The following is a 12,985-nucleotide window of genomic DNA, read 5'->3' as shown; positions in this document are numbered from 1 at the left end:
GGTCCCTAGTGCTGGCAACAATCGTAAGAAGGCTGCTGCAAACCATCGTCGTCATGCTCGTCATGTCGGCGTTGGTCTTTGCAGGCATCTACATGGTGGGCGATCCGGTGTCGATGCTGGCCAGCCCCGAGGCGACCGAGGCACAACGCGCCGCGATAAGCGCATCGTTGGGCCTGGACCAGCCGCTGTGGCGGCAATACCTGATCTTCATGGGCCAGGCGGTGCGCGGTGATTTCGGCAACAGTTTCCTGACCGGCGAGCCGGCCATGCACCTGATCCTGGAGCGCATGCCGGCCACTGTGGAGCTGGCCTGTGTGGCCATGCTGCTGTCGGTGCTGATCGGCGTGCCGCTGGGCATCCTGGCGGGGCTCAAGCCGCAAGCGCCAGGCTCGCGCGCCATCATGACGGGCTCGGTGCTGGGGTTCTCGCTGCCCAACTTCTGGGTCGGCCTGATGCTGATCATGGTGTTCGCCGTGATACTGGGCTGGGTGCCGGCCGGCGGGCGTGGCAAGACAGTCAGCATCGGCTCGCTGGAGCTGAGCGTGCTGACGCTCAACGGCTGGCTTAGCCTGGCCCTGCCTGCCGCCACCATCGCGTTTGCCAAGTGCGCGATGATCATTCGCGTGACTCGCGCGGCCACGCGCGAGGCGCTGCCCATGGACTACATCAAGTTCGCGCGGGCCAAGGGGTTGTCGGAAAAGCGCGTGCTTGGCGTGCATCTGTTGAAGAACATCCTGATTCCGGTGGTGACCGTCGCCGGGCTGGAATTCGGACAGGTGATGGCGTTTGCCGTCGTGACGGAAACGGTGTTTTCGTGGCCTGGGATGGGCAAGCTGCTGATCGATTCCATCATCAACCTGGATCGTCCGGTGGTGGTCGCGTATCTGCTGCTGATTGTGTTCTTCCTGGTCATGTTGAATCTGGTGGTGGACATCATCTACACGGTGCTGGACCCCCGCGTACGTTTGGATAGCCGCCGATGAACAGCCCTGCCACCGCTGCCGCGCCTGCCGCGGCAATCAAGGAACAGACGCCCTGGCGGCGTTTCGTATCGGATTTCTTCGCCAGCAAACTGGCCACGCTGGGCCTGGTGATGCTTGTCGTGATCGTGGGCGCCGCCTTGCTGGCGCCGTGGATCGCGCCGCAGAATCCGTATGACCTGGCGTCGCTGGACATCATGGATTCCAAGCTCAAGCCGGGCAGCGAAAGCGGCGACGGCTCCATGCACTATCTGCTGGGCACCGACGGGCAAGCGCGCGACTTGTTTTCGGCCATCCTTTACGGCATGCGCACCAGCCTGCTGGTGGCCACCGTGTCGGTGCTGGCGGCGTTTGGCATCGGCGCCACCGTGGGATTGATCGCCGCCTATTTCGGCGGTCGGATCGATGCGCTGCTGATGCGGATTGTGGATATCCAGTTGTCGTTTCCCGCCATTCTCGTGGCGCTGATGTTGCTGGCGATTCTGGGCAAGGGTGTGGATAAGGTGATCATCGCGCTGATCGTCGTGCAATGGGCGTATTTCGCCCGCGCGGCGCGCGGCGCGGCGCTGGTAGAGCGTGGCAAGGAATATGTGGAGGCTGCGCGCTGCATGTCCCTGTCTTGGGGACGCGTGCTGTTCCGCCACGTGTTGCCCAACTGTATGCCGCCGCTCATCGTGATCGCCACGATCGACCTGGCGCACGCGATCGCGCTGGAGGCCACGTTGTCGTTCCTGGGCGTAGGCGTGCCCGTGACCGAACCGTCGCTGGGCATGTTGATCTACAACGGGTTCGAATACCTGTTGTCGGGCCAGTACTGGATATCGTTCTTTCCCGGCATCGCGTTGGCGCTGGCCATCATCGCCATCAACCTGGTGGGCGACCACTTGCGCGATGTGCTCAACCCGCGCCACGCGAATTGAGGGCGGACGCGATGCAGACGCCCGTTGTGGACAAGCCGCTGGCCACGCCGCCGACCATTCTTCAAGTGCAGGGCCTGAAGACGCATTTCTTCACGCGCAACGGCATCGTCAAGGCGGTGGACGGCGTGGACCTGACGCTCGCCGAAGGCGAGATCCTGGGGCTGGTGGGGGAATCGGGGTCCGGAAAAAGCATCACGGGATTCTCGTTGATGGGCTTGTTGGACGAGCCGGGCCGCATCGTGGACGGCCAGTTGCGCTTAAACGGCGAAGACCTGCGCGGCGCTACGCCGGCGCGGTGGCGCCAGTTGCGGGGCCAGGAGATCGCGATGATCTTCCAGGACCCGATGATGACGCTGAATCCGGTGCTGCGTGTGGACACGCAGATGATCGAGGCCGTGCAGGCGCACCATAAGGTGTCGCGCGAACAGGCGCGCCAGCGCGCCTTGCAGACGCTGACGATGGTGGGCATCCCGTCGCCGCAGGAACGCCTGCGCACCTATCCGCACCAATTGTCGGGCGGCATGCGGCAGCGCGTAGCGATCGCCATCGCGCTGTTGAATTCGCCCCGCCTGATCATCGCGGATGAGCCCACGACGGCGCTGGACGTGACGATCCAGGGGCAGATCCTTTTTGAAGTGCAGAAGCTGTGCCGCGAGACGGGCACGGGCCTGATCTGGATCACGCACGACCTGGCGGTCGTGGCGGGCCTGGCGGACCGCGTGTCGGTGATGTACGCCGGCCGCGTTGTCGAGACCGGCAGCACGCGCGACGTAATCACCCATCCCATGCATCCGTATACGCATGGGCTCATTGCGTCCATCCCCACGCCGGAATCGCGTGGCAGGCCGCTGGTGCCCATTCCAGGCATGACGCCGTCGCTCTTGAACCTGCCGCAGGGCTGTGCGTTCCGCGGGCGTTGCCCGCGCGCCACCGACGCCTGTCTGATCGAACCGCAGCCTGTTGAAGTCCGCCCGGCGCAATGGGTGCGCTGCTGGCATGCCGGAGTCCCAGACATCAAATGAGCGCAGCAGAACGCGGCGCGGCCGCCCCCATCCTGTCCCTGCGAGGCGTGGAACTGCGCTTCGTGCAGCCCGTGGACCTGGCCGGACGCATTGCGAACCTGTTGGGGGCGGGCCTGAAGACGCAGGTGGTGCACGCCGTGGGTGGTGTGGACCTGGAAGTGCAGCGCGGCGAAGTGATCGGCATTGTTGGCGAATCCGGCTGTGGAAAGTCCACGTTGGGCCGCATCGTGTCGGGCATATTGCCGCCTTCGTCGGGCGACGTGCACTACCAGGGCAAGGCGGTGAAGGCCATGACCGGCGCCGAACGGCGTGCCTACGAGCTGGGCGTGCAGATGATCTTCCAGGATCCGTACGCGTCCCTTAACCCACGCATGCGGGTGCGCGAGATCATCGGCGAGGCGCCGGTGGCGCATGGCCTGATCCGTGCGCGCGACAAGGCGGAGTACGTGGCGGGACTGATGCGTCAGGTGGGGCTGGACCCGGCTTTTGCGCAACGCTATCCGCATCAATTCTCGGGCGGGCAGCGCCAGCGCATTGGGATCGCACGGGCCTTGGCACTGAAGCCCTCGGTGATCGTTTGTGACGAGGCCGTGGCCGCGCTGGACGTATCCATCCAGGCCCAGGTGTTAAATCTCTTCGAACAGCTGCGCGACGATCTGGACCTGACGTATCTCTTCATCAGCCACAACCTGAGCGTGGTCAGCCACATCTCGGACCGCGTGGCCATCATGTATCTGGGCCGCGTGGTGGAACTTGCGCCCACCGACACCGTGTTCCAGCGCGCCAACCATCCCTACACGCAGGCGCTGCTGAAAGAATTGCCGACGCTGACGCCGGGGCGGCGCAACTACCAGCCGATCAAGGGCGAACTGCCGTCGCCCCTGGACCCGCCCACCGGTTGCGCGTTCCACCCGCGTTGCCCACACGCCATGCCGCGCTGCAAGACGGAACGGCCGCTGTTGCGCGAGATCGCGCCGGGCCAGCACAGCGCCTGCCATTTGAATGATGCGGCGTAGGCGTCATTCGCAGGGCCGTTGGACGGTTGATCGATGTTGCGTGGGCACTGGACGCAGGATGGGTGAAGCGCGAGAATCCCTGGGTAAGAACGCAAGGATCCAGCGCGCGCAACCCATCAATTGACGGTTGTGTTGTGGCGAAATTCGCTAAGGATTCAATGCTGCTTGATGGGTTGCGCGCGCTGGAGCTTGATATTTTTGCTGGGATGTTGCCGCGCTTCACCCATCCTACGTGTGAAGTTTTTCGCCATCACTGAACTCCAATTTTTATCCACGCCATGAAAACTATCGCCGAAATCGAACGCGCGCACCCGGAACTGACCGCGTTGCGCCGGGATATCCATGCCAATCCCGAACTGGCCTTCCAGGAGACGCGCACGTCGAACCTGGTGGCCGAACGCCTGCGTGAATGGGGCCTGGAAGTCCACACGGGGCTGGGCAAGACCGGCGTGGTGGGCGTGTTGCGCGCCGGCAGCGGCAAGGCAACCATCGGCCTGCGCGCCGACATGGATGCGCTGCCCATGCCCGAGCACAACCGTTTCGCGCACAAGTCCACCATCAGCGGCCGGATGCACGGCTGTGGCCATGACGGCCATACCGCGATGCTGCTGGGCGCAGCGCAATACCTGTCCACGCACCGCAATTTCGATGGCACCGTTGTGTTCATCTTCCAGCCCGCCGAAGAAGGCGGTAATGCCGGCGCACGCGCCATGATGCGGGACGGGTTGTTCGACAAATTCCCTTGCGATGCCGTGTTCGGCATCCACAATATGCCGGGCATGCCGGTCAACCAGTTCGGCTTCCGCGCCGGGCCGACGATGGCGTCCAGCAACCGCTGGGACATCGTCATCAAGGGCGTGGGCGGCCACGCGGCGCAGCCCCATGCATCGGTCGACCCCATCATCGTGGCGGCCGACATGGTGCATGCCCTGCAGACCGTGATTTCGCGCAGCAAGAACCCGCTGGATCAGGCGGTGCTGTCGATCACGCAGATTCATGCGGGCGACGCCTACAACGTGATTCCGGGCGAAGCGGTGCTGCGCGGCACGGTGCGCACGTATTCCGTGGAAACGCTGGACAAGATCGAATCGGACATGCGGCGCATTGCCACCACCCTGCCCCAGGTATACGGCGGCACGGGCGAACTCGACTTCGTGCGCGCCTATCCGCCGCTGGTCAACTGGGAAAAGGAAACGGCCTTTGCGGCCAAAGTCGCCGAAGACACGTTCGGCGCCGAGAACGTGCTGCGCGACATGCCGCCGTTCATGGGGGCAGAAGATTTTTCCTTCTTCCTGGAAGCGATCCCCGGCGCGTATCTGTTCCTGGGCAACGGCGACGGCGACCACCGAATGGAGAGCTATCACGGCATGGGCCCTTGCCAGTTGCACAACCCGAATTACGACTTCAATGACGCCCTGCTGCCGGTGGGCGCGACGTATTGGGTGAAGTTGGTCGAGGCGTATCTGCCGGCTGCCTGACCGCATTGGAAACCAGCGCTTAACACCGATACGCTATTTGCTTATAGGTGTTTGGCATGAGGCCGCGGGGTTTCCCTCGCGGCCTTTTCTATATGACGTGAAGCTTTGTTCAAACGCCAATAACTTCGTTTGAGATACAAGGCGCGCTTTCCATAATCGATCGTTCCAGACATGCCGCAAGGCGAACCGGAGCGATCGATGTCCCAGAGTAACGCCTTGCGGCGCGAAGTAGATGCCGCCCACGTCCCCCACGCGCAGTCCTTTGAACTGCGCCCCCTGCCCGGCCCCGTGGGCGCCGAAATCATCGGCCTGGACCTGTCGCGAGACCTGACGGCGGCCGATTTCGCCCGCGTGCATCAGGCGCATCTGGACCATCACTTGCTGGTATTTCGCGACCAGCGCATCACGCCGCAGCAGCATATCGATTTCAGCCGCCGTTTTGGCCGCTTGATGATCCACGTGCTGCACCAATTCCACCTGGCTGATCACCCCGAAATTCTGATCGTCTCCAACATCGTGGAAGACGGCAAGCCGCTCGGCTTGGGCGACGCGGGCAAGTACTGGCATTCGGATATTTCGTACAAGGAACTGCCCAGCCTGGGTTCGCTGCTGCACGCGCAGGAGCTGCCGGCCGAAGGCGGCGACACCTTGTTCGCAAACATGCATCTGGCCTACGACACGTTGCCCGCCGCGCTGCGAAACGCGATCGAGGGCAAGCGCGCCGTGCATTCCTATCTGGCCCAGTACGGGCAGTTGCAGAAGGAAGGCAACTGGCGCCCCAACCTGAGCGCCCAGCAGATCGCGCAGGTGCAGGAAGTGGTGCATCCGGTGGTGCGTACGCACCCCGAAAACGGCCGCCGCGCGTTGTTCGTGAGTGAAGGCTTCACGACGCGCATCGTCGATGTGCCGGAAGACGAAAGCCGCGCACTGCTGGCCGAATTGTTCGCGCACAGCGTGCGCGCCGAGAACATCTATCGCCATCGCTGGCAGCCGCACGACCTGGTGTTCTGGGACAACCGTTCGCTGATCCATCTTGCCGGCGGCACGCCGGATCATCTGCGGCGCAAGTTGTACCGGACCACCATCGAAGGCGATACGCCTTTCTGAAAAACACGCGGTTTCTGACGCAAAGCACTTATCCACAGGGAACACCATGCGTATGTCCTCCGCACTACGGGACCGATTGGTCCAAACCGTTACCGGCGCCGCCCTGGCGTTGATTCTGGGGGTGTTGGCGCTGGCGTCGCCCACGCCCGCCTTGGCCGAAGGGCGCATCCGCATCGCGGAACAATACGGCATCGTTTACCTGCTGCTGAACGTGGCGCGCGACCAGCAGTTGATCGAAAAACACGGCAAGGCCGAAGGTGTGGATATCTCGGTCGAGTGGGCCAAGCTGTCCGGTGGATCTGCCGTGAACGATGCGCTGTTGTCGGGGGCTGTGGATATCGCGGGGGCGGGCGTCGGACCGCTGCTGACGATCTGGGACCGCACGCACGGCAAGCAGAACGTGAAAGGCGTGGCATCGCTGGGCAACTTTCCTTATTACCTCGTCACGAACAACCCCAATGTGAAGACCATTGCGGACTTCACGGACAAGGACCGCATCGCGGTGCCGGCCGTGGGCGTGTCGGTGCAGTCGCGCGTGCTCCAGCTGGCGTCGGCCAAGCTGTGGGGCGACGCGCAATTCAACAAGCTGGACAAGATCTCGGTGGCGCTACCGCACCCGGACGCGGCGGCGGCGATCATTGCCGGCGGCACGGAAATCACGGGCCATTTCGGCAATCCGCCGTTCCAGGAGCAAGAACTGGCCGAGAACCCCAAGGCCCGCATCGTGCTGAATTCGTACGATGTGCTGGGCGGCCCCAGTTCATCCACCGTGCTGTTTGCGACCGAGAAATTCCGCAAGGAAAACCCGAAGACCTACAAGGCGTTCCAGGAAGCGCTGAAGGAAGCCGCCGCCTTTGCCGCCGCCAATCCGGAGCAGGCCGCCGACATCTACCTGCGCGTCACCGGCGCCAAGCAGGACCGCGACTTCCTGATCAAAGTGATCAAGAATCCCGACGTGCAATTCAAGCTGGAGCCGCAGAACACCTTTGCGCTGGCCGAGTTCATGCACAAGGTGGGCGCCATCAAGAACGCGCCGGCCAGCTGGCGCGACTACTTCTTCGATGATCCGCTGACGGCGCAAGGCAGCTGATATGTCGATGACCGCCGCCAGGCCTGTGGATAACATTGACCAGGCGTCGCCGCTGCTGGCTGTGGATAAGGTGACGATCGAATATAAGACGCGTGAAAGGCGGGTTCGCGCCACGCATCAGGTCAGTTTTGAAGTCCACGGCGCGGACCGTTTCATCCTGCTGGGACCCTCCGGCTGCGGTAAATCCACGCTGCTCAAGGCCGTGGCCGGCTTTCTGCCGCCCACCGAAGGACGCATCGCGATCGATGGGCAGACGGTGCAGGGCCCGGGTCCGGACCGTATCGTCGTGTTCCAGGAATTCGACCAGTTGCCGCCGTGGAAGACGCTGCGGCAGAACGTGGCGTTTCCGCTGCTGGCCTCGCGCAAGCTGGGCCGGCGCGAAGCGGATGAGCGCGCCATGCACTATCTAGACAAGGTGGGCCTGGCCGCCTTCGCGGACGCCTATCCCCACACGCTTTCCGGCGGCATGAAGCAGCGCGTGGCGATTGCGCGCGCACTGGCCATGCAGCCGCGCGTGCTGTTGATGGACGAGCCCTTTGCCGCCCTGGATGCCCTGACCCGCCGCCGCATGCAGGAAGAGCTGATGGCCTTGTGGGAAGACGTGCGCTTCACCCTGCTGTTCGTCACGCATTCGATCGAAGAGGCGCTGGTGCTGGGTAGCCGCGTGCTGCTGCTGTCGCCGCATCCCGGCCGCGTGCGCGCCGAACTGAACGCGCACGCCTTCGGCTTGCACAGCCAGGGATCCGCCGCCTTCCAATCGGCGGCCAAGCGCATCCATGACCTGTTGTTCGAGTCGCCTCTGCCTCTGTCCGATTCCGCACAGGCCGAGCGCGCGGCGGCTTGAGTATGAGTACCCCCCCATGAGCACCGCCTACCCCGCCTCGCCCCCCATTCGTCCCGAAGTCGAGTACGAGCTGCCGCCCTTGCCGACGCAGGCGGCGGAAACGCCGCTGCCGTGGCACGAACGGCTATGGCAGCACGCCAGCCTGCGCAAGCTGGTGATCCTGGCGCTGCTGGCTGCCTTGTGGGAGCTGGCGGCGCGCTACACCGACAATGACCTGTTGCTGCCGGGCGCGTGGCAGACGGCGCAGGCTTTTGTGCAGGGCATCGCCAATGGCGAGCTGCCGGCGCGCGCCGGACAGTCGCTGCGCGTGCTGGTGCAGGGGTATCTGGCCGGCGTCGCGCTCGCGTTCGTGCTGACCACGCTGGCGGTATCCACGCGCTTCGGCCGAGACCTGCTGTCCACGCTGACCGCCATGTTCAACCCGCTGCCGGCTATCGCCCTGCTGCCGCTGGCCTTGCTGTGGTTCGGGCTGGGCGAAGGCAGCCTGGTGTTCGTGTTGATCCATTCCGTGCTGTGGGCGCTGGCGCTGAACATGTACGCGGGCTTTCTGGGCGTGTCGGAGACCCTGCGCATGGCGGGCCGCAACTATGGGCTGACGGGCTTGCGCTACGTGCTGCAGGTCCTGGTGCCGGCCGCGCTGCCGGCCATCCTGGCGGGCTTGAAAATCGGCTGGGCCTTCGCCTGGCGTACCCTGATCGCCGCGGAACTGGTGTTCGGGGCGTCCAGCGGCAAGGGAGGTCTCGGCTGGTACATCTTCCAGAACCGCAACGAGTTATACACAGACCGCGTGTTCGCGGGGCTGGCCGCGGTGGTCATCATCGGCCTGCTTGTGGAAAACCTGGGATTCGACAATCTGGAGCGTTTGACGGTGCGGCGCTGGGGGATGCAGCGTTGAGGTGATGGGTTGCGCGCGTTTGGCGTTTGCCGGCTTTGGGCGGCATTGCCGCGCTTCACCCATCCTACGAAGGTTGATCGTGCGTTGTAGGATGGGTGGAGCGCGCGGCAGTGTTTGCCCGCAAGCGGCCGCTCAGCGCGCGCAACCCATTACCCGAACCACCCAAAAAAAAGCGGCCCCAAGAAGGGGCCGCTTTCCTTTCGAGCGACGAGTCGCCTAGATCTTCAGTCCCAGCGCCTTTGCCACGCCGGCGGCATAGGCCGGGTCGGCCTTCCTGAAGTGTTCCAGCTGGCGGCGCTGGATTTCTTCGGGCACGCCCGCCATGTGCCGGCCGATGTTGCCGAACAGCAGTTCCTGCTGGGCCGGCGTCATCAGGCGGAACAAGGCGCCCGGTTGCGAGTAGTAGTCGTCATCCACGCGGTGGTTCCAGCGCGCGGCGGCCTGGCCGTCCAGGGCCAGCGGCGGTTCGCCGGCGGACGGGGTTTCCTTCCACTCCCCTGCGCTGTTGGGCTCGTAGTTCAATGTGCCGCCGGCGTTGCCGTCGACGCGGCTGGCGCCGTCGCGGTGGTAGCTGTGGACGGGGCAGCGCGCAGCGTTCACCGGGATTTGGTGGTGATTGATGCCCAGGCGGTAGCGGTGCGTGTCCCCGTACGAGAACAGGCGCCCTTGCAGCATTTTGTCCGGCGAGAAATCGATGCCGGGGACGATATTGGCGGGCGTGAAGGCGGCTTGCTCCACTTCCGCGAAATAGTTCTCGGGGTTCTTGTTCAGTTCCAGCACGCCCACTTCAATCAGCGGGTAGTCGCCGTGCGGCCACACCTTGGTCAGGTCGAACGGGTTGATGTGATAGGTCTCGGCTTCGGCCTCGGGCATGATCTGCACCTTCAGCGTCCACTTCGGGAAGTTGCCCTGCGCGATGTTGTTGAACAGGTCGCGCTGCGAGCTTTCGCGGTCGTGAGCGACCACTTGCGCCGCTTCCTCGTCGGTCAGACAGGCGATGCCTTGCTGCGACTTGAAGTGGAATTTCACGTAGAAGCGTTCGTTGTTGCTGTTGACGAAGCTGAACGTGTGCGAGCCGAAACCATGCTGCTGGCGCAGGTTGGCCGGGATGCCGCGATCGCTCATCAGGGTCGTCACCTGGTGCAGCGATTCGGGGCTGAGCGACCAGAAGTCCCAGGCGGCGGTGGCGCTGCGCAGGTTGGTCTTGGGGTCGCGTTTCTGGGTGTGGATAAAGTCGGGAAACTTCAGCGGATCACGGATGAAGAAGACGGGGGTGTTGTTGCCCACCAGGTCCCAGTTGCCTTCATCGGTATAGAACTTGATGGCGAAGCCGCGCACGTCGCGTTCGGCGTCGGCCGCGCCGCGTTCGCCGGCAACCGTGGAAAAGCGCAAAAACAGCGGGGTTTGCTTACCGACCTGCGAAAAGATGTTGGCGCGCGTGTAGCGCGTGATGTCATGCGTGACGGTGAACGTGCCGTAAGCGCCCGAGCCTTTGGCGTGGACCACGCGTTCCGGGATGCGTTCGCGGTCGAAGTGGGCAAGCTTTTCAATCAGCCAGAAGTCCTGCAACAGCGCGGGACCGCGGGGGCCGGCGGTCAGCGTGTTGTTATTGTCCGCCACCGGCGCGCCTGCTGCGGTGGTCAGATGCTTCTTGTCGGTCATAGCACACTCCCTACGTGATTCTGGAATGCGCGTGCCCTGGTAGGCCCGCGCCGTGTCGTGCATACCCCCTGCGTCGCCGCCTGGGGAATATGTCCGACACATCATAGGGGTCATGGTTGCACTTGTGAAGTTGATTGATATGTCAAATTCAATAGTATTTATCTATTATCAACGCTCGATGCGGCAGCAGGATGCGAGGCGCGCCGGCTGCCGCGGGCGTAAAAAAACCGGCCCCTGAGGGCCGGTTCTTCATACTTGCAACGTTAGGCTCAGCGGTTCGCCAAGGCTTCCGTCTTGCGCTGCATGGCGCGGGTGATGGACCACTGCTGGGCGATCGACAAGGTGTTGTTGACGCACCAGTACAGCACCAGGCCGGCCGGGAAGAAGAACATCATCCCACCGAACACCAGCGGCATGATCATCATGACCTTGGCCTGGATGGGGTCCGGAGGCGTCGGGTTCAGTTTGATCTGCAGGAACATGGTGGCCATCATGATGGCGGGCAGAATGAAGAACGGGTCGCGGATCGACAGGTCATGGACCCACAGGATCCACGGCGCGCCGCGCATTTCCACGCTGGCCAGCAGCACCCAGTACAGCGAGATGAACACCGGGATCTGTACCACCATCGGCAAGCAGCCGCCCAGCGGGTTGATCTTTTCGGTGCGGTACATCTCCATCATGGCGGCGTTGAGCTTCTGCTTGTCGTCGCCGTACTTTTCCTTCAGGGCCTGCAGGCGCGGGGCCACTTGCTTCATGCGGGCCATCGAGCGGTAGCTCGCGGCGGCCAGCGGGTAGAAGATGGCCTTGATCAGCACGGTCAGCGCAACGATGGTCCAGCCCCAGTTGCCCAGGAGCGAATGCAGCCAGGTCATCAGCGTGAACAGCGGCTTGGCGATGATGGTCAGCCAGCCATAGTCCACCACCAGTTCCAGGCCAGGGGCGAGCGCCGCCATGGCCTTCTGGTCTTGCGGACCGACCCACAGGTGCGAGTCAACGCGTGACGCGGCGCCGGGGGCGATTTCGCCGACGGCTTCGATGCTGCGGGCGGCGTACAGGTTCTTCTGCACTTCCAGCAGTTCGTTCGTGCGCGGCTTGCCTTGCGGTGGCACCCAGGCGGTGGCGAAGTAATGCTGCACCACGGCGATCCACCCGTTGTCCGCCTGCTTGATGTAGTTGGCCTTCTTCTTCTCGATATCGCTGAACGTGCTCTTTTGGAACTTGTCCTGCTCGGAGTAGACGGCGAAGCCGGTGAACGTGTGATAGAAGCTGGACGTGTCGGCCGGGTCGTTGCCGTCGCGCTCAAGCTGCAGATACAGCGCGGGCGTCACGGGGGCGGAACCGACGTTGGCCAGGTCGTGGCGCACGTCGATGTCGTAGCGGCCCTTGTGCAGGGTGAACGACTTGGTGACCTTCACGCCACCCGATTCGCCTTCGAACGAGACGACCAGGTTGTCGCCGGTCAGCTGGCGCTCCGACGTCACCAGGCGGAAAGGCGTCTGGTGCGTGGGGAAACTTTGGCCGTTGGGCGCGCCGACCACCCCGGACTGCACGACGTAGTTCAGGCCGGCCGAACGATCCAGCAGAACCGTGGGCTTGTCCGGCTGGCCGGTTGCCGGGTACTTCAGCAGTTCGGCGCGCACCAGCTGGGCGCCCATCGTGTCGAACGTCAGGCGCAGCACGTCGGTGGTGATGACGACTTCTTCCGAGCGCGCGGCAGCGGGCGTGGCGGCGCCAGGGACCGCCGACGGCGCGGTGGCCGCGGTTGCGGGCGCGCTGGGCACCGAAGGCGTGGCGTTATTGGCGCCGGCCTGCGGATCCGTCGTGCTGGCCGCGGGCGTGGGCCCCCCGAACAGCGACGGCTTGCCGTTATGGATTTGCCAGTTGTTCCAAAGGAGCAACAGCGAAAAGGAAAAAATCATCCAGAGGACGGTACGTCGGATATCCATGGTGCCTACTGAAGTGAATACG

General features: G+C 63.8%; 11 protein-coding genes. 9 read left to right on the top strand and 2 right to left on the bottom strand.

From position 1 onward, the window contains the following. The first annotated feature begins 8 nt into the window (after nucleotides 1-8). The 9 genes from AC3WMU_RS27465 (at nucleotide 9) to AC3WMU_RS27425 (ending at nucleotide 9,352) form a co-directional block, all read left to right on the top strand. Nucleotides 9-983: an ABC transporter permease gene (locus AC3WMU_RS27465; protein ID WP_006228056.1), complete on the top strand. Its 975-nt coding sequence runs from the start codon at nucleotides 9-11 to the stop codon at nucleotides 981-983. Continuing rightward, the gene (locus AC3WMU_RS27460) at nucleotides 980-1,900 is read left to right on the top strand and encodes an ABC transporter permease (protein ID WP_006228057.1); all 921 of its coding nucleotides are present in this window, start codon (nucleotides 980-982) and stop codon (nucleotides 1,898-1,900) included. Before AC3WMU_RS27465 ends, AC3WMU_RS27460 begins: the two co-directional genes overlap by 4 nt. 11 nt (nucleotides 1,901-1,911) lie before the next feature. Then, entirely contained in the window at nucleotides 1,912-2,922 is a 1,011-nt protein-coding gene (locus AC3WMU_RS27455; RefSeq protein WP_492283251.1) for an ABC transporter ATP-binding protein, read from the top strand. Next, entirely contained in the window at nucleotides 2,919-3,938 is a 1,020-nt protein-coding gene (locus tag AC3WMU_RS27450; protein ID WP_006228059.1) for an ABC transporter ATP-binding protein, read from the top strand. The genes AC3WMU_RS27455 and AC3WMU_RS27450 overlap by 4 nt, the downstream gene beginning before the upstream one ends. A gap of 278 nt (nucleotides 3,939-4,216) precedes the next feature. Next, a complete protein-coding gene (locus AC3WMU_RS27445; RefSeq protein ID WP_492283250.1) occupies nucleotides 4,217-5,416 on the top strand; it encodes a M20 aminoacylase family protein in 1,200 nt (399 codons plus the stop codon). 198 nt (nucleotides 5,417-5,614) lie between these two features. Continuing rightward, a complete protein-coding gene (locus AC3WMU_RS27440) occupies nucleotides 5,615-6,523 on the top strand; it encodes a TauD/TfdA dioxygenase family protein (RefSeq protein ID WP_492283249.1) in 909 nt (302 codons plus the stop codon). Between the two features lie 46 nt (nucleotides 6,524-6,569). Further along, entirely contained in the window at nucleotides 6,570-7,613 is a 1,044-nt protein-coding gene (locus AC3WMU_RS27435; RefSeq protein ID WP_035214318.1) for an ABC transporter substrate-binding protein, read from the top strand. 1 nt (nucleotide 7,614) lies between these two features. Continuing rightward, nucleotides 7,615-8,457 carry an ABC transporter ATP-binding protein gene (locus AC3WMU_RS27430; protein ID WP_492283248.1) on the top strand — a complete coding sequence of 281 codons (843 nt, stop codon included), beginning with the start codon at nucleotides 7,615-7,617 and terminating at the stop codon, nucleotides 8,455-8,457. Between the two features lie 16 nt (nucleotides 8,458-8,473). Next, nucleotides 8,474-9,352 carry an ABC transporter permease gene (locus tag AC3WMU_RS27425; protein ID WP_492283247.1) on the top strand — a complete coding sequence of 293 codons (879 nt, stop codon included), beginning with the start codon at nucleotides 8,474-8,476 and terminating at the stop codon, nucleotides 9,350-9,352. Nucleotides 9,353-9,568: 216 nt separating this feature from the next. Here the strand turns inward: AC3WMU_RS27425 and AC3WMU_RS27420 are convergent, their stop codons facing one another. Both AC3WMU_RS27420 and yidC read right to left on the bottom strand, forming a co-directional pair. Then, the gene (locus tag AC3WMU_RS27420) at nucleotides 9,569-11,014 is read right to left on the bottom strand and encodes a catalase (protein ID WP_088589885.1); all 1,446 of its coding nucleotides are present in this window, start codon (nucleotides 11,012-11,014) and stop codon (nucleotides 9,569-9,571) included. A 269-nt stretch (nucleotides 11,015-11,283) separates the two neighbouring features. Then, the gene (gene yidC, locus AC3WMU_RS27415) at nucleotides 11,284-12,963 is read right to left on the bottom strand and encodes a membrane protein insertase YidC (RefSeq protein ID WP_006228066.1); all 1,680 of its coding nucleotides are present in this window, start codon (nucleotides 12,961-12,963) and stop codon (nucleotides 11,284-11,286) included. Nucleotides 12,964-12,985: the final 22 nt, after the last annotated feature.

The organism is Achromobacter sp. FW305-C-13, assembly GCF_058783475.1.
This window is presented reverse-complemented; position numbering and strand designations above follow the sequence as displayed.

What these genes read in the sequence shown, in the direction of transcription:
- AC3WMU_RS27460 (WP_006228057.1), top strand. Translation starts at nt 980, where the DNA reads ATGAACAGCCCTGCCACCGCTGCCGCGCCTGCCGCGGCAATCAAGGAA.
- AC3WMU_RS27435 (WP_035214318.1), top strand. Translation starts at nt 6,570, where the DNA reads ATGCGTATGTCCTCCGCACTACGGGACCGATTGGTCCAAACCGTTACC.
- AC3WMU_RS27455 (WP_492283251.1), top strand. Translation starts at nt 1,912, where the DNA reads ATGCAGACGCCCGTTGTGGACAAGCCGCTGGCCACGCCGCCGACCATT.
- AC3WMU_RS27425 (WP_492283247.1), top strand. Translation starts at nt 8,474, where the DNA reads ATGAGCACCGCCTACCCCGCCTCGCCCCCCATTCGTCCCGAAGTCGAG.
- AC3WMU_RS27430 (WP_492283248.1), top strand. Translation starts at nt 7,615, where the DNA reads ATGTCGATGACCGCCGCCAGGCCTGTGGATAACATTGACCAGGCGTCG.
- AC3WMU_RS27440 (WP_492283249.1), top strand. Translation starts at nt 5,615, where the DNA reads ATGTCCCAGAGTAACGCCTTGCGGCGCGAAGTAGATGCCGCCCACGTC.
- AC3WMU_RS27450 (WP_006228059.1), top strand. Translation starts at nt 2,919, where the DNA reads ATGAGCGCAGCAGAACGCGGCGCGGCCGCCCCCATCCTGTCCCTGCGA.
- AC3WMU_RS27420 (WP_088589885.1), bottom strand. Translation starts at nt 11,014, where the DNA reads ATGACCGACAAGAAGCATCTGACCACCGCAGCAGGCGCGCCGGTGGCG.
- AC3WMU_RS27445 (WP_492283250.1), top strand. Translation starts at nt 4,217, where the DNA reads ATGAAAACTATCGCCGAAATCGAACGCGCGCACCCGGAACTGACCGCG.
- yidC (WP_006228066.1), bottom strand. Translation starts at nt 12,963, where the DNA reads ATGGATATCCGACGTACCGTCCTCTGGATGATTTTTTCCTTTTCGCTG.